Origin of the sequence: Streptomyces sp. NPDC001406, from assembly GCF_042895285.1 — a bacterium.
GTDB lineage: Bacteria > Actinomycetota > Actinomycetes > Streptomycetales > Streptomycetaceae > Streptomyces.
Window position 1 is genome coordinate 892,319 of the sequence record NZ_JBIAWG010000001.1, and the last position, 20,544, is coordinate 912,862.

A 20,544-nucleotide genomic window follows, 5' to 3' on the forward strand; every position below is an offset into this window, starting at 1 on the left:
TCCCCCTTGCGATGCCGGTGCCCTGGTGATCGGTACCACCGTATAGCGGGTGACCGACAGGGCGGCCGGTCGGTGTCCGGGCCTGGTCACAGCGCCCGAGCTACTTCCAGCCCGCCAGTTCGTCGGCGAAGTCGCGGAACGAGCGGTTGTTGCCGCTGGGGCGCGCGCTGACGTGGCCGTGCCGGACCGCCTCGTCCATGATCTTCGGAGAGTGGGACTCCCGGTAGATCGGCTTTCCGAGGTACTTCATCAGGTGTTCTTTCGGGTTGAGCAGCAGCCCCAGATCACGGCGGCAGTCCTGGGGACGCATCTCCCATCCCGGGTTCACCTTCGGGAAGGCGTCCGGGAACTGCATCAGCCAGCCCTCCATTTCGACCGCGGCCAGGGCGAGGGCGGTGTCGCAGGGCAGCCCGGCGCGAAGCTGGGCGGTGACCCGGTCGCGGACTCTGTCGTAGCCTTGATCGGCCACGGCGTCCATGTCGGCGTGCACCACGATGCCGACCAGCTCGGCATCGCAGTCCTTGGCCTTGGCCAGCGCCCGCTTGCGAATCACCTCGACCCGGGGACTGAGCTGGTTGATGGCCGTCGCCAGCTTGATCTCGTCCCGGATCTCTTCGATCCGGGGGCAGGTTCCTCGGTATAGGGCCGGTATCAGCTTCTTGAGGACGCCGCGATCGTTGGCGCTCTCACCTGCAACAACAATCACCGGCTGTCTCTTGTTCGGACGACGCGGGCTCACAGTGAACCTCCGACCGAACCGGAGTACCAGAGATCACCGAGAGGCTCGTGCTCGGACTCCTCCACGACCTCCCGAATACGGCCCGGCATGCGGTCGGGGATCACAGAAGCGCCGTTGATGCGACGGCCGCAGGGCACCCATTCGTCGGCGTCCAGCTTGTTCACGAAGACTGGGGAGTGGGTGGTCACCAGGTACTGGCTGCGTTCGCTGGCCTCGCGGAGGCGTTCGGCCAGCAGCTCCAGCGCGTGCGGATGGATGCCGTGATCGACTTCCTCGATGCAGGTGAGCAGCGGCGGGTTGGGATCGTGGAAGATCGCGAGCATGCACAGGATGCGGACCGTGCCCCAGGACGCTTCCGTCAGTCGAGTCCGGCCACGCAGCCCTTCTTCCTCCAGTTCCACCGCGGTGCGGTAGGAAGCGAAGTCGGGGGGTGAGACGAGGTGGATGTCCCGGATCTGAGGCACGACGGTTCTGACGTCCTCCAGGAGCATCTCCCAGGCTTCCCCGTCCTCCCGCTCCTTGAGCCCGCGCAGGAAGTCGGCGAGATTCGAGGCATCGCTCTCCAGGTACTGCGACCTCCTCGCTTCGCTGATGCCATGGGGCTTCCGTGCCTCGCGTACGTCCGGGTCGAACACCCGGATCTGCGAGAGGTGCCGCTTCACATCGGCGACGGCGCGAGCCGAAGGCGCGCTGTCCGGCAGTGCGGGCACTGGTCCCTGGTGGAGGGCTGACACCATGCGCCCGACGTCGGCCGTACCGTCGGTGTGGTCCCCCGGCAGGCCACTGTCGACCTTCACGGAGCCGCCCGACAGCTCCACCGAGGTTTCGCTGCCCTCCGCCGGATGCTGCACGAAACGCTCGCGGCGGTACATCGCGTATCGCTCGCGCGAACCCTCGGGCAGGCGGGGCCGGGAGACGCTCAGTTCGTAGCGGTCGGGTGCCTCCTCCGAGGCGAAGTCCGACCAGAGCCCCTTGACGCCCACCGTGATGCGTGACACTGGGCTTCGTCCGCCGCGAAAGGCCAGGACGTCGAATCCGCCGCGCTTCTCCAGCGCCTGCTCGATACCCGCCCCCGCCACATCCCCCAGGAACTCCAGGGACTGCAGCACGTTCGACTTGCCGGCCGCGTTCGGGCCGGACAGGACGGTCAGCGGGCCGAGTGGCAGCTTCACGTCGGTGAGGGTGCGGAAGTTCCGCACGGTCAGACCGAGTATCCGGTGGTTCACGCCTCGCGCCCATCGTGGAACGGCCGGGCCGTGGCGCCCGGTCAGCGAACTGGTCGGCGCACGGCGGACGGTCCCGAGGCATGCCGCTGAGTGCCGCTCAGTTCCCCATGTGCATCGTCCACTTGGTGCGTCCGACCACCGAGCATCACGAAGCGTACAACTTACGTCACACCGTCACCAGGTACTTGAACACATCGGCCATGCGGGCCGAAATCGCTCTCTTTTCAAGTGCTTCGAGGCGAACGGACTCTGGTGGGAAGGGATGCGCACGAACGGTGCCGAGGGGAGCCGCGATGTCCGGACCGCTCTATGTTCCCGTTCTGCCGACGCGGCCGCACGCCGCCGCGGCGTTCCGACTGCTGTGGCCGGACGTCCGGGCAGCGATCAGACCGCTGTGGAACCTGCCGCCGCTACCTGGAGCAACCCCGGAGACACTGGCCACGCTGGTCGGCAAGTACGTCGACCCGGTGAGCGCCGTGAGCCGTCACGGCGGATGGATCGACGCTCCCTTCGGCGAGGACGCGCAGACCGACGCCCTCGCCGAAGCGCTGCCCGTCTACTGCGAGTTGGGACGGCTCCGTCCGGTGACCGGTCCGGAGCGGACCGAGGCGCAGCAGACGGTGGCCGTGGAGACGGCCCGCCACTGCCTGCGCGGACTGGGCGTCCGGGTGAGGGTCCCGGGGGAGTGGGACGACGGCCTCGGGGAGGACGTCCGGGGCCTGCTGGTCCGAACCGGTCCTGAGGTGCCCGTGGATCTGCTGCTCGACATGGGGGCGGTCCTCGACGACCGGCCCGACGCCGGCAAGGAGGCGCTGCGCGCCCTCGACGCGTTGATGCCCTTGGCGGTCTGGCGGAGCGCCGCTCTGCTCGGAGGGGGCTTTCCCCGGGTCACCGCTGACATGCTGGAGGAAGGATGGTGTGAGGGGTCGCGGGCGGAGTGGCGCATGTGGCACGAGGTGCGCGCCACGGGCGGTGCCTATGCTCCGTTGCTCGGTTACGGCGACTACGGGGTCCAGCCTCCGAGTGCCCTCACGCAGGCCCCGGCACCCGGGAGGAAGGGCGGCCCACCCTGGGGCGTGCTCCGCTACACCACCGACAGCTCGTACCTCCTGTACAAGATGCTGACCCGGGGGCCCGACCGGATCGCCGTCAACCGCAGCGCGGCCCGCCGGATCGTCGAACTGCCCAAGTTCCGGGGAGCGGGGGCCGGACAGGGCGAGGAGTGGCTGAGCGACTGCGCGCACGGGCCGCTCTCGACCAGCGAGGGTGTGGGCGGCCCCACGGAGTGGTTGCGGGAGGGCAACGTCCAGCACATGACGCACGTCGTGCGGAGCCTGCCCGGCGGCTGAGCGGACCGCCGGGCCTGGCTGTCCGGACCCGGCCGCCTTGTCCGGCGCTCAGTCGAACAGCGGTGCCAGCGCTGTGGCGCCCGCGATGATCCGCCAGGCGGGCACCCGGACCGTCCGGCTCACGGGGCAGGGCTTGGCCCCGTACCCCCCGGAGGGCAGTCCGGTGAGCAGGTCGCCTCGCGCGTGGGTCAGCCGGAGATGCCGCGCGGGGTCCGCACCGGGCCCCGGACCGGGGTCGATCAGCACCGCCGTGTTCTCGCCAGCGTCGGTGAACAGCAGGTCCACCGGGTGGCCGCCCACCAGAACGGCCCGCTCCAGATCGGTGATGCCCCGTCCGGCCGCCAGATACCGCTGCAGGCGGTCGGCGAGGTCCGCGCGGGCCTCGGCCGCCGGGCCGGGCGCGCCGGCCTCTGCCGTCGTGCCGTCGTCGCCCGCTCCCAGCGGCGCCGAACGCGCGGCGAGGAGGGCCGGCAGGCCGCTCTGGTCCTGCCAGAACGCGCGGCTCCCCACCGTGATGAGCTGCGACTTGGCCCGGGTGACCGCCACGTTCCACAGGTTGACCTGACTCGCGACCCAGTGCGTCGTCCGGGACGGTGTGTTGTGCGCCGCCACCGGGCTGAGCACCATCACGTCCCGCTGTCCGCCCTGGAAGGTGTGGACGGTGCCGACCCGGACGCGGTCGTCGTCCCGCCACATCCGTGCCAATGTCTCCTTCTGCGCCCGGAACGGCGTGACCACTCCCACCGTCGCGTCCGGCGGAAGCCCCGCCAGCAGTCCGTCGACCACGCGCCGGACGGCCTCCGCCTCCTCCACGTTCCGCCAGGACTGCCCGTCACCGCCGCGCGCCGACTCCCCGGACGGTACGTCGACCCAGCCGAGCACCGGCGCCGGGTCGGCCGCTCCCACCGGGTCGTACGCCGGCACCTGCCGCCGCACGTCGGTCAGCACCCGCAACCGGCCGCCGTAGCAGTGGCCGTTGACGACGTCCGCGATCCGCGGGTGGCAACGGTAGTGCTCGTCGAGGAGCAGCGCGCTGTCGCCGTGCTGTTCGGCCGCGTGGTACGAGGAGTACACGTGATATGTGAAGCGATGGTGCTCCAGCTGCGCGGCGCTCAGCCCGGCCCGTACCCGTGCCTGACGCTCCTGCTGCGGGGACACGCCGGGGATGTGCCCGAGCTGCATGGGGTCACCGATGATCAGTGCCCGGCGGGCCCGGAACAGCAGCGGCAGCACCGACGGGATGGAGCACTGGCTGGCCTCGTCGATGACCACCAGGTCGAACAGTTTCGGGGCGAGTTCCAGTTGCCGCACCGAGTGGGTGCTGACGGCCCACCCCTTGATGTGTGTCATCAGGTTCTTCTGGCTGCGCTGGTAGCCGGAGCGGCGGCGGAGCGCCTGGAGCCGCTGGTTCATGAGACCGGTGGCCCGGTCCAGGGCCTCGGCGGACAGCGCGCGGGACAGTTCCGCCGACAGCCCGGACAGCGCCTCCGCCGCCGCGAGCCGGGACTGCTTGAGCCCTTCCTCGTCCCATTCCCCGTGCCGGTGGACGAGTTCCCGCACCTCCCGCTCCACGGACACGATCCCGGCCAGGGACTCCAGCAGTTCGGGCGGCACAGGTCGGCCCGTCGCCCACTTCGGCCATGCTGGTCCAACATCGTCCGGGCGCTCCGCCCTCGCCGCGACCAGCGTGGCGAGCGCCCGCCCGCGCCGCCATGCCCCCAGCTGCCACCAGCGGGCCACGGCCGTCTTCCGCGCCCGCTCCGCCCACCGGCCCAGCGCTGCGACGCCGTCGACGTCCGCCGCCCAGGCCCCTTCCAGCAGGGACAGGGGCAGCTCCAGGTCCGCGGCCCGCTCCTCCCGGTCGCGGAGCAGTTCCAGCAGCTGTCCTTCCTCGCCGACGCGGTGTGCCGCCTGCGCCCGCAGCCGGTCGGCGTCTCCCCGGGTGTTGCGCAGCTCGCCGCCCACGGTGGCCGACCCGCGCCGCGACGCCCCGGCCGGTTCGGCGAGCAGCCGTTCCAGTTTGGCCGCCTCCCGCTCCAGCGCCTCCGCGTTGCCGGTCCGCATCAGCAGGCCGGGCGCGATGTCGTCGCAGCGCTGGGCGACGACGTTCACGGCCTCGTTGTTCGTGGAGGCGACCAGCACCGACTGACCCGCGGCGACGCAGGTGGTGACGATCGCCGTGACGACCTCGCTCTTGCCCGTGCCGGGCGGCCCGGTCGCCACCGTCAGCGGCTGGGTCATCGCCGACGAGATCACCAGCTCCTGGCTCTCGTTGCACGGCCCCGGAGCGACGGGCGTCACCGGGTTCGCCGCGACGGCGGTCGGCGCAGGCACCTGCCGGGCCCCGCCGTTCAGCAGCGCGTCCAGGGCGGTGCCCGCGATCTGCGTGGTCCGCGTGGAGATCTGGAGCAGGTTCTCCACCAGTGCCTGGGTGGCCATGGCCTCCGCGCCCGAAGGCACCAGCAGCACGGCCGCGTTGTGCGCGCCGGGCCGCAGCGCCTGCATCACCGTGCGGTCGCTCAGCGCGGACGGGGCCAGCGGTTCGAGTTCCGGCAGCCCCAGCTCGTCCAGCAACTCCCTTATGGCGCGCAGCATCTGGGCGTCGTTGCCCTCCTGCCAGGCCGGCTGCCAGCGGGCGACCAGGTCGGCCGCGTCACCCGCGTCCAGGAGTTCCGAGACGACGCCGCTGTGCAGGGACGGCACCCCGCTGGGCCGGAGCATGTCCCGGCCCTCCTCGTCCGGCGCCAGCTCCATCTGCTGGATGAGCAACGGCGCCAGCTCCACCGTCGCACGCCGCCCCCGGCCGCCGTCCCGCGCGGGCAGCGTGATCGCCGGATAGCCGTACCAGTACTCCTGCCGCTTCCCCGCCTCGGTGTCCGAGCCGCTCCGCCCCTCCTGCGGCCCGAGCAGCGCTCCGGGCGCGACGATGTGCGGTCCACGCCCCGACTGGATGGTCTCCTCGCCCTGGGCCAGCAGGAAGTACTTCTTGTCCCGGCCGCTGTCCCGGTCCGGCCGCATTCCGGCAGCCGCCTGCGCTGTGAGGCAGTCAGCGTAGTACCGCAGCAGTCCCTGCCGGTCGACACCGTCCCGCTCGTCCGCCTCGGCCAGCTCCCGGGCCTTCAGCAGCGCGGGGGAGCGCCGGGCGGTTCCGGCGGCGTCGTGGGGGAGCGCGGGGAGCCGCACCGGCCGTGCCACCGACCGGGCGAAGGGAAGGCTCCGGGTGGCCCTGATCGTGGACTTGGTGGGCCGCTGCTCCTCCGGTACGCCGTCGCGGGTCATCTGGGCGGTCAGGTAGTCGAAGAGGTCGTCCGGGGTGATCCAGCCGCCCTCCTTGATCCGGCCGTTGCGCAGCCCCTCGACGATCTCTCCGGTGAACCGGGAGGTGCCGAGGCCCGACCCGGGCGGCGCCATCGCGGAGGCCGCCTGGAGGGCGTCGGACGCGGTGATGAAGTACACGCCGGTCGGCCGCAGCAAGGTGCTCGGCGCGGACCGGTCCGGTTCCCCCGACGGGCCCTTGGCGGTCCAGCCCTGGACGACGGACCCGCTGGAGCAGCAGTCCAGCAGGACCAGCTTGGAGGCGGCCCGGCAGGACTGGAGCATCCGCTCCAGGAACTCCGCCGGTACGGCCGTGCCCGGCAGGTCGGCCGGGTCGGTGTCCCGCGTCAGGAAGTACAACTGGCCGTCCTGCTCGCAGTACTCGCCGTGCCCGCTGAAGTAGAGCAGCGCGGTCTCACTCGGCTGCCGGGCCTCCAGGAACGTCTCGACCGCGTGCAGCATCTCCGCCCGCGTCGGCTCGGCGGCCACCGCGCACTCGTTGTACATGCCGATCTCGGTGTTCTCCAGCACCGCCCGCATGTAGTGCAGATCGGCGCGTACGGCCGGGAGGTCGGCGTACGTCTCGCTGTCGTACGTGGAGACGCCGACGAGTAACGCGTGCCGGTCGTTGTCGGTCATCGCCGCTCAGCCCGCCGTCGTCGCCGTCGTACCGTCGTCGCCGTCGTCCGCGAGGAACCGCTCGATGAGCGTGTCGTCCTCGCGGGCCTCCTTGCCGGTGATGTGCAGGGTCGCCCCGTCGGGCCGCTTGACCACGATGGTGCGCTGCGGGACCCGCGCCAGCCACGTCTGCACCAGCGAGACCACGAACGAACCGGCGCTCAGCAGCAGCCCGACGGTCTCGGCGGACGGCCCGCCCTTGTCGCCGACGCCCGCCGGACTGCCGGGCTCGGGAAGGTCCAGCCTGGCCGTGGGGTCCACCTCGCCGAGCGCGGTGAGCAGTTCCCGCGCGTCCTTACGGGCGCGCAGCGGATCCTCGTCGACGACGGAGATCAGGTATCTGGTGTGGTTGTCGGGCATGACGGTCTCGTACTCCCCCTGGATTCACCGGCTCCTTGCCGGGCGAACGAGACTAGTGGCCGCCACTGACACCGGACGGCCAAGTGGGCTCGGCGTCCCGACCGTTGGCGTGAAACCGGTCGACGATGGCCGGGTCGTACGTGTCTCGCGTCAGGCGCAGTTCCGCCCAGACGGTCTTCCCCGGCGCGCCCACGCGCGGGGCGACCTCCCAGCGGGTCGCCAGCCCCGCCACGATCAGCAGGCCCCGGCCGGACTCCGCGTCGCCGGGCGGCTCCTGGCCGGAGAGCAGGGGGACGCGTTCGGTCCGTGTGTCGGTGACCTCGACGCGCAGGGAGTCGGTGCTCTCGGTGAGCCGGACATGGAAGTCCCGTCCGTTGACATGCCCGTGCCGTACGGCGTTGGCGGTCAGCTCGGCGGTGATCAGGGTGAGCGTGTCGTTGGCCCGGCCGTCGTAGGGATGCCCCCACGTGTCGAGCCGGTGGGAGACCAGCCTGCGGGCGAGGCGTGCGCCGCGCGGGGAGGAGGTGAAGGCCATCGCGAACTCGTGGAGGGGGTGGGAGCAGGTCTCCTCGGTCTGGGGCGCGGATTCGCCTGCGGCTTCGGCGTCGACTTCGGCTTCGGTCTCGGCTTCGGGAGTTCGCCGTGTGGGGGAAGTTCGGCTGTTCATGTGGCCCACGCTGCCGGTGCGGTCCTAGCGTGACCAGATACGGCGCGCACACGGAGAGTCGCTGTAGGCGTGCGGTACGCGCGTGTAGGCGGGACGGAGCGTGATGGCGGGCGCGGGGGCGCGGGGGCGCGTTGGCCGGGGGAGGTGGTACGGGGATGAGTGAACCGACGGGGCTTGTGGACGAGGCGTTCGGAAGCGGCGACGGCGACGGAGAGGGACGGCAGCCGGAATCCGACGCCGGCTCAGGTGTTCTGCGGGTCTTCGGGCGCCAGTTGAAGAGGTTCCGGGTGCGGGCGGGCCTGGAGCGGCCGGAGTTCGGCTCGCTGACGGGGTATTCGGTGTCCACCATCGCCGCGTACGAGCAGGGACGCCGGGTAGCTCCGCCGCGGTTCATCGACCGGGCGGATGAGGTGCTGGACGCGGGCGGGGTCCTCCAGGAGATGAAGGAGGAGGTGGCTCGGGCGCAGTACCCGGCGTTCTTTCGGGATGCGGCGCGGTTGGAGGGGGAGGCGGTTGAGCTGTGGGTGTACGCGACTCAGGCGGTGCCCGGACTGCTACAGACCGAGGAGTACATGCGGGCGGTGTTCGGCATGTGGCGTCCGTTGCTGGACGAGGAAACCGTGGAACAGCGGGTCGCGGCCCGTCTCGCACGCCAGCATGTCTTCGAGCGCAGGCCTGCGCCCCTGCTGAGCTTTGTCATCGACGAGGCGGTTGTACGTCGGCCGTTGGGCGGCTGGCCGGTCATGCGCGGTCAACTGGAGCAGTTGATGTTGGTCGGCGCGTTCCGGAACGTCGAGATCCAGATCATGCCGCTCGACAGGGAAGACAACGCCGGAGTGGACGGTCCGTTCACCTTGTTGTACCGCGCTGGAGGCGATCAAGTGGCTTACCTGGAAGCTCAGGGACGCAGCACAATAATCAGTGACCGGCAGGAGGTTCAGGGAATCGCGTCGCGGTACGGCATCATCCGTGCGCAGGCTCTCACTCCGCGTGAGTCGCTGGACTTCGTTGAGAAGCTGCTTGGAGAGGTGTGAAGGTGAACCAGACCCCCGGTGCGGTGGGTGAACTGTCCTGGCGTAAGAGCAGTTACAGCGGTGGGGCCGGAGGAGAGTGCGTTGAGGTCGCCGACTGCGCGCACGTCGTCCGTGTTCGTGACTCCAAGGACACGAGCCGACCTGCCCTCTCGGTCGCTGCTGCTGCCTGGGTAGCGTTCGTCGGCTTCGCTGCTCAGTAGGCGACACGTTTGCCCCCGGTCCTGCACCGGGGGCAAACCTGTGTCAGGCCGTTTGGTCGACTACGCCTTGGCCTTCTCGCGAATGGGCGGGGTCCAGCGCCCAGTGGCGATCTCGGCATCCAGCCGGGCCTGGAAGTGTGCGTGCGCCGCCCGCATCTCGGCCTCGCGGTCGGCCTTGTAGAAGGGAGCCTGGTAACCCTCGGGGGGTGGGGTGTGCTCCGGGTTTTCCAGGTGGGCCATGAGGTAGAGGTAGTCCTGCTTGGTCTGGCCGTGGCCGAAGGTGTTGAAGTCGGCCGCGATCTTACGACCGTTCGCGTCGAACCAGGTCGCGGACTCGTAGTCGTAGAGCTGGGGGTAGCGCGACTTGAAGATGGCGGCGAGCTGGTCGGCGGTGATGCCGAGCCAGACGGAGACGAGGGCATCGAGTTCTACGAGGGCGGCACGGCGTTCGTGTTCGGTGCGGAGAGGGGTGTTGTACTTCCAGGTCGGCTTGAGGTCGGCGGCGAGGGGCTTCAGATGGGGCCAGTTCGGGTTGGCCCAGTCCTCGTAGCCTGCCCAACGGGGGTCGAACAGCTCAGCCCAGAGGGGGGCGTAGTGCGCTGTTAGGGCGTTCAGGCGGATTGCGCGGAGGAGCAGTGCGGGGGCGAGTGGGTGCTTGGGATCGGGAGCAGGCATGGTGAGGGCTTCGCTGGTCTGGAGATGAGGGCGTCCCGTGATCCGCAACAGATAGTCAAGGGGAAGCGACGCCCAGAAGCCCGCGTTGAGAACAGTTAGGCGATTTTTTGCGAAGGCCATGGACTGCACGAGGTGCACGTGGGCCGGTCCCGGCGGGATCAGCGCGGCGTACAGACTGCGACTGTTGGCGAATGGGATCATGGCGCGCCAGGCCAGGCGGAAAAATGACGTGAATGGTCTTCCGAGCCACTGGTTCTGGGCTGCTAGATACGTCGCCTCATCGGAGGCGCGCACATAATTGGTGGCCGGCACGCGATCCTCGGGAAGTTCTGTCGGTGAGAGCGAATCCCAGTCTCTGTTATTCCTGCATGGAATCCTCGGCTCCTTCGAAAAGGGGAGTGCCAGCGCGAAATGTGGTCCTTGGAGGATCACGTCATTTAGTTCGAATGCTGCCTTTGTGTCCCATCGGATCAGTCCATCCTTCTTTGCGGCGCCCTCGTCAAACCCCTTCGTGATCATCGGGTCGAATGAATTCAGGCTGGCGGGATGGGCGGCCAAGGCCTCAACGGCACCTTGTTCGCTCGCTAGGACGGGATAGAGCAGAGGGGTCTCTGATACATCACCAGTTGATCCCCTCAGCGCCTGCCAGTTGGCCAGCAAGTCCGTGTTCACGTGCACCACACGCTCTCGATGCGGTCGGACATCCCACGAGCCATTGTGCTTGATGGCGGGTACAGGCCCCCCTCCATCGTGTGCGAGTGACTCGGCTAGGACTTCGGCGCCACGCAATTCGCTGAGATGCAGAAAATCAGGCTGTCGTGGGGATGCGTAGATGTGCATGCCGAATTCCCATGAACGATGAAGGTCTTCGAAAGCCCAGTTTGCTGAATTCACAAAGTGTGCATGAATTCGAAGATGCCTGTATGCGGCCGCCCGGATAGTACCCTCCCGTACGCCGCCAAAGTGGGTGTCTGGGTGAATCAATCCCGCACTGCCGGAGGGAGTGATGTGCTGCCACACTTGGGTCATGAATGCGCGATAAAGGTCACTTTTTGTGCCAGCGAGTAGCGGGTAAGCTGCCGGACTGCTTAGCGTGGCTGCGACGCCAGCCGTCGAGGCCAGCTCGCTTAGGAAATAGTCTCTATTTTCATTGACGGCATCCAATACCTCTACTCTGCGGAGGCGCCATTCCTCCGCAGACGGCTTTTCCGCCAGAACGAACCATGGCTCGCGCTCGGCCAGAACCTGGTCCTCGTACCACTGCGGCCGAACCCAAGGCGGATTCCCCACCTGCAACTCAAACCCACCCCGCGCAAACACCTGCGCGAACTCCAGCTCCCAATGGAAGAACCCCTGCGCCCTCGCCACATCCCTCGCCGCGCCCGCCCACAAGAACCGCTCCTCCAGCGACTGGAACCGGTCCATGCCCATCCACTCGGGCAGCTCGTCCTCGTACACGGACAGGTCGGCCAGCGTCTCGAACGTCGACACCAGCGACTCCTCCGGCACATCCTGCGTGCCCAGCAGTGCCTCGGCGAAGTCGATCCAGTCGTCCAGGTCGGCGAGTGGGATGACGTCTCGACGCTCACCCCTGATCTGCTCAGCGCGGCGGCCGGTGCGGCGGCGGGACACCGAGTCCCGCGTCAGCGTCATCTGCTGGGGCTCGGCGGTGAAACCGGGCAGCGCCTCCGCCTCCCAGGCCAGCAGAACATCGTCGGCGCCGCTCTCCTCACCACTCTCGGCGCTCACCACCTCGAACTCCGCCGCCCGCGCGGCCAGCGCCTTCGCCCGCGCGTAGCGCTCGTCCGTCCCGTCCAGCAGCGCGGCGCTCTGCACCGGCCAGAACCACAGCGCGCACCACGCGTCCATGAGCGTCTTGAGGCGCCAGTAGGGGGTGTCCTCCGCCTGGAGTTCGGCCAGCACCGCGTCTCGCTGCACGGCGACCTCCAGCCGGCGCAGCCAGTCGTCCTCCGCTCCCCACACCCGGATGCGACGGGAGATGTCACGCTCCGACAGCTCCAGCCGTCGTACGACCAGCCCCCACAGGTACTCGGCACGGCGGGCCAGCCCCTGGAGCCGGGCCGTCTGTTTCGCCGTCGGGGACTTCGTGACCGCCTTCCGCCACGCGGCCAGCGCCTTCGCCTCCGCCGGGGCTAGTGCCTTCGCCTCCTTCTCGGCGGCGACGGCGCCCCACTCCTTCGCCGGAAGGAGGAAGTGGTGCACCGAGCCTTCCGGAAGCGGCGCACCCTCCACTGCCTCCGCCAACGGGAAGCGCTCCGGAGTGGTCCCCAGCCAGCCGCCCTTCTTCAGCCGGTCGGGGGAGTACACCTCGCGCCGGCCGCCGATCAACGAGTTGCCGCGCCGCAGGTGCAGGCCGAACCAGGGGGCCTCCATGCCGGGGTGCATGGTGTTGAGCCACAACGACACCTCGGCCAGCTCGACGGCCGTCTCGTTGAGGTCGACGCCGTAGGAGTTGTGCAGGGCGATGTACGCCTTCGCCTTCTGGAGTTCGACGGCGTACTGGTCGGTGTCGATGGAACGGCCCAACTCGGTCTGCCTGCGCCGCAGATACTCCGCCGCGACCTGGTTGATGGCCTCGTTGAGGAACGCGCCCGAGCCGAGGGCGGGTTCGCAGATCCGCCAGTCCAGGAGGTCCTTCGCCTCAGTGGTCTCGGTGAGGAGCTGCTGGAGGGCCAGCTGCACGGTAACCCGCGTCAGCGACTCCGGTGTGTAGTACGACGCGGAGGTCTGCCGGTCGCGGCCGGAGAGGCGGTACACGAACGAGCCCGGCGCGTACCGCACGCGGAGTTCCTCACCGGTGACCCGGTCCCGGCGTCGTACGAACACGGAGTCGTCGTAGTCGGCGATCTTCGACTTGGGAACCAGCCAGGAACCGTCCTTCGGGTCACCGTGCTTGGCGACCTCGTACAGCTCCTCGCCCGCGATGAAGCCGCTGTACGACATCAGGCCCTCGTAGACCGCGCCGAGCTGGTTGATGCCGAGCTGCGCGTACGAGATGAAGCCGCCGCGTTCCCCCCGCTTCCCCTGGGTGATCATCAGGCTGTGCAGCACCTGGTGGAGGGTGGCGTTGCGCAGCCGGGTGTCCAGGTAGCGGACGGACTCGCCGCGTGCCAGGGCCTCGTCCGAGTCGTGGCGCGGGTCGGGGAGGCTGTCCGCCCCGATCAGGCGGATCGCGTCGCGTTCGAACAGCTTGCTGTGCAGCGGCTCGAAGCGCAGGCCGACATCCTCGCTGGTCTTCGCGTCCGCCGTGTCGTCGCCGGCCGCTTCCACGCCGTGCGTGCGGCGCGGGCGGTAGCCGTCCTGCACCTTGCGGAACAGCAGATCCAGGGACTCGTAGAGGTAGAAGCCATTGCGCGCGGTGTCACCCACCGGCTCCCGCTCGGCGACGAGTTCACCGAGCCGGCCGAGCCCGTAACCCTGCTGGTACTCGGGATAGTCGGCGGGCAGGATGCCCAGTTCGGGGCGGGCCTCCGCGTACAGCAGGAACAGGATCCGGTAGAGGTAGCGCAGCGACTCTCGGGTCAACCGGCGCCCGAGGTCGGGGAGTTCGCCGATGTCCTCGGGGCGCACGCCCTGCCCGTGCAGCCGCTGGAGCACCTCGTTCGCGATGAGTTCGACGCTCTTGCGCAGGCCGTCGCGGAGTTCGCTGGAGACGCCGACCGCGTGCTTGGCCGACTTGCCGACCAGTTCGGCCAGCGGGTTCTCGCCGCCCTCCTCCGGCGTGCGCAGCGAGTCCGCGCCGAACAGCGCGGCCACGGTGTCGAGTTCGCCGCCCGCCCGGGTGTCGTTGCGCTGGAGCGCGGTGTCCAGGGAGACGCCGAGATAGCGTCCCTCGCCCCACACCGCGCGGTCGGCGAGGACGATCACCCCGCCGCCGAGGAGCAGCACGTACCGGGGCGGTTCCTCGCAGGCGAACAGGAAGGAGGCCAGTTTGGAGCCGGTCTCCACCGGGTGCGGGCCGTCCAGCGGCACCGGTTCCAGGAGGCGTCCACGGCCCTTCGGGTCGAGCGCCGCGTCGGGTTCGGCGGCCCAGCCGCAGTCCAGCGCGACCAGGCCCTTCTCGGCGTGGGCGACCGGGACCTCGTACCGCTGGCCCGCGCGCTCGACGGACAGGACGCGCGGCTTCGCGTCGTAGCCGAGCGCGCGCAGCACCTCGGCGTTGAGGGCCCGTACCCGCTCCCGCCACTCCGGCTCCCGGTAGGTCAGGCGGTCGTCGTCGGTGTCGCGGACGCTGATGATGCCGTCCTCGTCCTCGGGCAGGGCGAAGGAGGACCGCGCGCGGAAGTAGCCCCGGCGCAGCGCCCGCAGTCCGGCTCGCGGGGTCACCGGGAGTTCGGTACGGCCAGGCGTCGGCGCGGCGGACGTCTCCTCCTCGGTTCCGCCGTCGTCACCGACGGGGGGCTTCGCCGCCTCCTCGCGCTCCTTCCACCTCTGGAGCAGGCCCGACCTGAGATCCTTCGGCAGCACCTCGGCCAGGTAGTGAGCCGAGAAGTAGTCGCCACGGTTGACCAGGGAGTCGTACGTCATGACAGGGCTTCTCTCAGGGGGTCACAGACCGGGGTCACAGGGCGGCGTCGGGCGCGTAGCGGAAGGGGGAGGCCGACGCCGTGAGGGAGACGGGCGGGGCTTCGTCGCCTTTCCCGCGGTCGCCGGCGGGTTCGGTGTCGGGCACCAGCACAGCGAGGACCCGCAGCAGGGGCCTGCCCGTCGTCAGCAGGGAGTCGGCGAGATCGGCGAGGCGTTCCCGGGTGCGTTCCCCGTCCAGCGTGGGCTGCTCCCAGGCGCCGAGCCGCAGCTTGTACTCCTCGACGGGGCGGCGCAGCGGTTCGTCCCAGGCGTCGCGGTGGGCGTTGAGGAACGCCTCGGCCGTCTCCAGCACCCGGGGGAGGGCGGCGCGCAGCGGCTCGGGATCGCGGTAGCCCCGCTTGTTCGCCATGGCCGGGCCGACGCCGGCGCGCCGCAGCAGGGAGACCATGTCGTCGACGGCCAAGCCCTCCCAGATGTACTTCTTCTTCCCCTCCTCCGTCGAAACGACGGTCTGCCGCCAGGTCACGCCCATCCACTTGACGACGGTCGGTCGGCCCAGCTTGTTGGAGTACACGCCCTGGACCAGGTAGACCGGCTCCGCCACGTTCGACGTGATCATCGGCGCCTCCTGGCGGCCGAGTCCGACGAGGACCTTGTCGGTGAGCCAGTCGACGACCGGGTGCAGGTCCGTGAGCAGGGAGATCTCGGGCCAGCTCGATGTGGACGACTGGCGGGCGCGTTGCAGGGAGTGCTCGGCGAGACGGCGGTTGAAGGTCACCAGCAGCCGCTCCCGCAGGCGCTGCTCGCGCAGGTAGTCCGAGGGGAGCGCCTTGAGGCGGTGGACGAGTTCCGCAGGCGGCCGGAAGGAGAGCAGCCCGGACTGCTGGTCGCGGTCCAGGTCCAGCCGGTCGCGGGCGTCCGGGTACACCTCACGCAGCGCCTCGTCCACGAAGTGCGCGGTGGAGTCGAAGAGCCGGGGGAGCACCGGGCTCGCGTCGTCGGCGCCGGCCGACGACGGCGCTCCGGCCGGAGCCGGCGCGGTGTGCTCGTCGGCGCCCGGGACCCCGGCCGTCTCGGCGGTCGCGTCCACCGAGCCGAAGAAATCCGCGAGGAAGTCCTCAAGACCGGCGTCCTGGCCGTCGGCGGCGGAGCGACGCGTGTCCAGGGACTCGTCGACGGTCCTGCCGCTCAGCAGATCCTGGATGAGGGAACGCTCCTCCGCCTCCGCCCGGTACAGGCCGGTCACCGCCTCCGCCGTGCCCAGCGAGCGGTGCGCCTGGTCCTCGCGTTCCAGCAGCCGCTCTGCGACGACCGTGTCGTCCTTGGCGCCCGCCACCTCGCTGGTCAGGATCAGCGCCCGGAACTCGGGCGGGTGGGCCTGCCCGTATCGGTCGATACGGCCGTTGCGCTGCTCGATCCGGATCAGCGACCACGGCACGTCGTAGTGCACGAGCTGGTGGCACTGCCGGTGCAGGTTGACGCCCTCGGAGGCCACGTCACCGGTGAGCAGGACCCGGACGGGCGTGTCGGCCAGGCCGAACTCCTCGACGCGGGCCATCTGCTGCTCGTCCGAGAGTCCGCCGTGCATGACGCGGACGCAGTCGAGGGCCGCGCGGCCCCGGAACCCGAGGGCGGCGGGCAGGACCCCGGCCAGCCACTCCAAGGTCTGGACCCGCTCCGAGAACACCACGACCCGCGCCTCGGAACCGGGTCCCACCCCGATCTCCTCGCGCAACTGCCGCACCAGGGCGGCGAACTTCGCGGAGTCCGTCTCACCGAGACCGGCGGCCAGCTCCGACAGCCGGTACAGCGCGGCGAGTTCGGCCTCAGTACCGCGCCGGTCCTCCTTCTTCTCCAGCGTCCTGATCCGCGCGGAGACCGTGGCCCGCAGCGCGGCGTGGGACGACAGGAACGACTTCAGCAGCGTGTAGGGGAAGAGGGGGACGGCGCTGACTGACGTGCCGCCGTCACCGGGCAGCCAGACCGCGGCCAGCTCCTCGAAGATCTTCTCCTCGGCGGGGGTGGCCGGACAGTGCACCGAGCGGGAGGGACCCCGGTCCGCCCACTGGCCCTTCATCTGCTCGCGGACCTCGGGGCTGATCTTGGTCCGCCGGATAAACAGGTGCTCGATGTCGGCCGCGCGGTAGTTCTCCGGGTCGCGGATCGCCACCGGGTCCAGCAGCCGGATCAGTTCCGCGAAGGACTTCGCGTCGCCGTTGTGCGGGGTCGCGGAGGCGAGGATCAGGGCGTCCGTGCGGGGGGCGAGCGTGCGCGCGAGCTGGTTGCGCAGCGAACCGCGGTTGATCAGGTTGTGCGACTCGTCGATGACGACCGCGTCCCAGCGGATCTGCTCCAGATGGTGCTGGTACTGGTCGGTGTTCTTGAGCGTGTCGATGGAGACGATGACCCGCTTGAACGAGGTGAACGGGTTACGGCCGGCCGGGATCTCCCGCTGGATGCGCTCGATGCCCACCGAGTCCAGCCGCACCAGCGGGATCGCGAACCGCGTCCACAGCTCGTGCTGGAACTGCTCCAGCACATGCTGCGGGGTGACCACCAGGATCCGCTCACCCCGGCCGCGGCGAATCAGCTCGGCCAGGGTCAGGCCGATCTCCAAGGTCTTGCCGAGGCCCACCACGTCCGCGATCAGCAGCCGCGGGCGCAGATTGGCACCGGACAGGGCCAGCTGGGCAGGGCGCCGCTGGTAGGGCAGCGGGTCCATCAGGAACGAGTCGGCGAGCGCCAGGCGCTGTTCCGACTGGGGCAGCGCGGTGCGGCGCAGCACCGCCTCCAGGAACAGCCGGGAGCGACGGTAGTTCGGGGAGTCGTCCCTGACGAGCGTGGTCGCGCCCGGGTCGAGCAGTTCGATCCGGTCCAGGCCGGAGAAGAACACGGCCTCCTGGTCTCGGACGAACTCCGAGACCCCGACGACCTCGATGCGCGTACCGTCGTCCGACGTCGGCATCGAGCTTTTGACCAGCCACTCCTCGTCCCGCACGACCACCAGGGCACCCGCCGGGTACTGGTCCCGGCCGCTCGTGGCGCCGGTCTGGTGCGCGCTGGTCTGGACGGCGGTCACCCGTGGCCTCCTGAGGCGATTCGGTCTTGCGTGGCGTGCGTGGGCGGGGCCCTCGTGAGGGCCCGCTCATTATCGCGGGTATGCGGGGCGTACGGGTCAGAAGGGTGTACTGGCCGCATACGCCTCGCGCAGCCGCCGTGCGGTGATCCGGGCCTGCGCCGAACTCCGCAGGGAAGGCCGGTCCGCGCCGCCGCGCCCGGACGCGCGTCGCGGGGACAACGGAGCGGCGGATTTCCCGGCGGCTGAGTCCGGGCCTGGCCCGGCGGCGGCCCCGGCCCGGGACGGCTCCCGGGTGGCTGACGCGGATACGGCCCGGGCGTCGGTGGACGGCTCCGGAGGCGCGTCGACACGGCGGAACAGAAGACGGGGGTCGGTGGGCGGCTCCGCCGGAGCCGGCAGCGGTGGTGCGTCGGGGTCGGCACGGGCAGGGGCGGGGGCAGGTGGCATTTCGGTGCCTGCCTGGACGGGGTCCGGCGGCAACTTCGGGCCTGCCTGGACGGGGTCCGATGGCACCTCGGGGCCGGCCGGGACGCCGTCCTCCCGTTGCCGGGCCGACCTGGGGCCCGCCACCTCCCGTTCCCGCTCGTCAGGCTCGGCCGGCTCGGCCGTGAGGAGAGTTCCGGCCGTCCCGGGCGCCGTGCGCCCCCCCAGCCCGGACGCACGGCCGACGGCGAGGAGGTCGTCCAGGACGTGGGTCGGAGCTGCCGTGTACGTCGTGAGCCTGCGGCGTGCCTGGGCGACCTTCAGCCCCTGTGCCTCGATCAGCGCGCGGCAGCGCCGTACGACCTCGGCGAGATCCGGCCGGTCCTGCGGGCGGTGGGCCAGCATGGCGGTGAGCAGCGGCACGAGTTCGTCCGGGGCTCCGGACAGATCCGGTGCGAACGCGGGGTCGACGACGTGATGGAACAGGAGGTTGATGTTGTCGGCCCGGTAGGGCGGATGGCCCGAGGCGGCGAACAGCAGTACGGCGCCCAGCGCGTACACGTCGACCGCGGGCGTCAGGGGCCTCTCACCGTTCGCCTGCTCGGGCGGCATGCAGGAGGGGGTGCCGACGACCGTGTGCGGCGCGGTCAGCGACACGCTGGACTCCGCAAACACCGCGAGCCCGAAGTCGATCACCTTCGGCCCGTTCGGCCCGAGGAGCACGTTGGCCGGCTTCAGATCACGATGCAGCAGACCCTGCCGGTGCACCGTGGCCAGGGCCTCGGCCAGCGTCGCACCCAGCGCCGCCGCCAGCAGCGCGGGCAGCGGACCGTGCGCGGCCACGTGGCGGCTCAGATCGAGACCCTCGACGTACTCGGTCGCCAGCCACGGCCGCTCCGCCTCCGGGTCGGCGTCCAGGAGGGCGGCGATCCGGGCACCCCAGATCGTCTTGAGGATCTCCACTTCCTGCGCGAACCTGGTCCGCGTCTCGGAGTCGACCACGGACGGCTTGATCACTTTCACGGCGGCCGGTTCCCCGCCGGGCGACTCGCCCAGGTACACCTGGCCCATCCCGCCCTGCCCGATCCGGCCGAGCAGCTCGTATCCGCCCAGCTCGGCGGGATCGTCGGGACCGAGGGGGGCGATGTGCACCTGAGGCCTCACTTTCAGCACGGTCGAACCGGGGCAGGCAGCCCCTGCCAAGCTAGCCCACGCCCTGAGGGAAGGGCATGTCACTCAGCTCGGGTGACGCGGGCGAACCCTGATCCGGGCCGGGGTGAAGGTGCGACGGTTCCTCAGGGTGGACGCCTCGCGTCACTCCTCGTCGGCCGTGCCGGTGCCGGTGTCCGGCTCAGCGACCGGGGGCGGCGTCGGCGGAGCCTGCGTCGGCTCGGGCCGGCTGCCGACGGGCCGGTACCCCCTCTTCCCGTTGGGGTCCAACTGCGGTCGTGTCTCGGTCACCTGCCGTGTCTCCCTCTTCGGCCCCGGGATGTACCTCGACGAAGTCGAGGAACTCCACATCACCCATCCGAATATAGATCCCGCCGGAACGCGGCAGTGGACGTTCGAACGATCCCGCGCCGGACATGGCCCATGTGGTCTGCAGGTACAGGTCTGCGGCTTCCGGGTAGCCGGAAGTGTAGGACCTCTCCCCGTAATACCCGCCCACCCAGAGGCCGCTCTTCAGACGGGCGCGTACCAGACAGTGGCTCCGACGCTGGAAGACCTTGTCCCATGCAGTGGGGATCGGGTCGTAGGTGGACCGATTTCCTCGCGAGCCCAGCCATGAGGTGAGCCCGGCGGCAGCGGCCGGCACCACGATCAACAGGGTTGTCGCCGTCAGCGCGGTGATGCGAGGGTTGTCGGCCGCGCCGGTCAGCCAGCCCCGGCGACGGTCGTAGACGAGGTGCACCAACCACGGGCCGGCGAGCAGGACGTAAAGGGTGTCGAGAGTGATACCCGCGGTCACGGCTCGGAGTATGCGCTCTCCGAGGTCTCTGTGGCCCGGGACCGGACCACGGGCGCGTTCGCGGACGAACTGGTAGGTCACGCCGGGGAGTACCAGAAGAAGAACGATCACGACCTGGGTAACCGTGGTGGGCGCGTGCGGCATCGTCGTATGCCCTTCCGAACAGCGGGTGCAGAATCCTCGCGACCTGATGGCCTGATGTCCCCTGATTCCGCGATGACTTGCGGGTACTCCAGACATACTGGCGTGGCGATTGCTCACTTTGGGGGAGGCCGGGACGAC

12 protein-coding genes are annotated in these 20,544 nt (G+C 70.1%); 3 read left to right on the forward strand and 9 right to left on the reverse strand.

The features are described 5' to 3' along the window. Positions 1 to 100 precede the first annotated feature (100 nt). Positions 101 to 706, reverse strand: coding sequence for a hypothetical protein (locus ACFY1J_RS03895; protein ID WP_390730526.1), 606 nt, complete (start codon positions 704 to 706; stop codon positions 101 to 103). Positions 707 to 735: 29 nt separating this feature from the next. Beyond that, the gene (locus tag ACFY1J_RS03900) at positions 736 to 1,965 is read right to left on the reverse strand and encodes an AAA family ATPase (protein WP_390730527.1); all 1,230 of its coding nucleotides are present in this window, start codon (positions 1,963 to 1,965) and stop codon (positions 736 to 738) included. A gap of 293 nt (positions 1,966 to 2,258) precedes the next feature. On the opposite strand from ACFY1J_RS03900, the gene ACFY1J_RS03905 reads away from it, so the two are divergent. Beyond that, positions 2,259 to 3,314, forward strand: a complete 1,056-nt coding sequence (locus tag ACFY1J_RS03905; RefSeq protein WP_390730528.1) for a beta family protein — start codon at positions 2,259 to 2,261, stop codon at positions 3,312 to 3,314. A 48-nt stretch (positions 3,315 to 3,362) separates the two neighbouring features. On the opposite strand, the gene ACFY1J_RS03910 is transcribed toward ACFY1J_RS03905, so the two are convergent. Genes ACFY1J_RS03910 through ACFY1J_RS03920 form a run of 3 tightly spaced genes read right to left on the reverse strand, consistent with a single transcriptional unit; the run spans position 3,363 to position 8,202 of the window. Beyond that, positions 3,363 to 7,268, reverse strand: coding sequence for an AAA domain-containing protein (locus tag ACFY1J_RS03910; RefSeq protein WP_390730529.1), 3,906 nt, complete (start codon positions 7,266 to 7,268; stop codon positions 3,363 to 3,365). Between the two features lie 6 nt (positions 7,269 to 7,274). Beyond that, entirely contained in the window at positions 7,275 to 7,667 is a 393-nt protein-coding gene (locus ACFY1J_RS03915) for a hypothetical protein (RefSeq protein WP_390730530.1), read from the reverse strand. Between the two features lie 52 nt (positions 7,668 to 7,719). Continuing rightward, positions 7,720 to 8,202, reverse strand: a complete 483-nt coding sequence (locus tag ACFY1J_RS03920) for an ATP-binding protein (RefSeq protein WP_390730565.1) — start codon at positions 8,200 to 8,202, stop codon at positions 7,720 to 7,722. A gap of 287 nt (positions 8,203 to 8,489) precedes the next feature. Between ACFY1J_RS03920 and ACFY1J_RS03925 the strand changes: the two genes are divergently transcribed. Together ACFY1J_RS03925 and ACFY1J_RS03930 are read left to right on the forward strand one after the other, a co-directional pair. After that, the gene (locus tag ACFY1J_RS03925; RefSeq protein WP_390730531.1) at positions 8,490 to 9,368 is read left to right on the forward strand and encodes a helix-turn-helix domain-containing protein; all 879 of its coding nucleotides are present in this window, start codon (positions 8,490 to 8,492) and stop codon (positions 9,366 to 9,368) included. A gap of 23 nt (positions 9,369 to 9,391) precedes the next feature. Next, positions 9,392 to 9,568 (forward strand): DUF397 domain-containing protein, encoded by a 177-nt coding sequence (locus ACFY1J_RS03930; RefSeq protein ID WP_390730566.1) that lies wholly within the window; start codon positions 9,392 to 9,394, stop codon positions 9,566 to 9,568. Between the two features lie 60 nt (positions 9,569 to 9,628). Here ACFY1J_RS03930 and ACFY1J_RS03935 read toward each other — a convergent pair whose 3' ends face one another. The 4 genes from ACFY1J_RS03935 to ACFY1J_RS03950 form a co-directional block, all read right to left on the reverse strand. After that, on the reverse strand, positions 9,629 to 14,791 hold the full coding sequence (locus ACFY1J_RS03935) for a class I SAM-dependent DNA methyltransferase (RefSeq protein WP_390730532.1): 5,163 nt from the start codon (positions 14,789 to 14,791) through the stop codon (positions 9,629 to 9,631). 34 nt (positions 14,792 to 14,825) lie between these two features. Beyond that, positions 14,826 to 17,870 carry an SNF2-related protein gene (locus ACFY1J_RS03940; RefSeq protein ID WP_390730533.1) on the reverse strand — a complete coding sequence of 1,015 codons (3,045 nt, stop codon included), beginning with the start codon at positions 17,868 to 17,870 and terminating at the stop codon, positions 14,826 to 14,828. Between the two features lie 96 nt (positions 17,871 to 17,966). After that, positions 17,967 to 19,445 carry a protein kinase gene (locus ACFY1J_RS03945; protein WP_390730534.1) on the reverse strand — a complete coding sequence of 493 codons (1,479 nt, stop codon included), beginning with the start codon at positions 19,443 to 19,445 and terminating at the stop codon, positions 17,967 to 17,969. A gap of 199 nt (positions 19,446 to 19,644) precedes the next feature. Beyond that, positions 19,645 to 20,406, reverse strand: coding sequence for a DUF6338 family protein (locus tag ACFY1J_RS03950; RefSeq protein ID WP_390730535.1), 762 nt, complete (start codon positions 20,404 to 20,406; stop codon positions 19,645 to 19,647). Between the last annotated feature and the right edge of the window lie 138 nt (positions 20,407 to 20,544).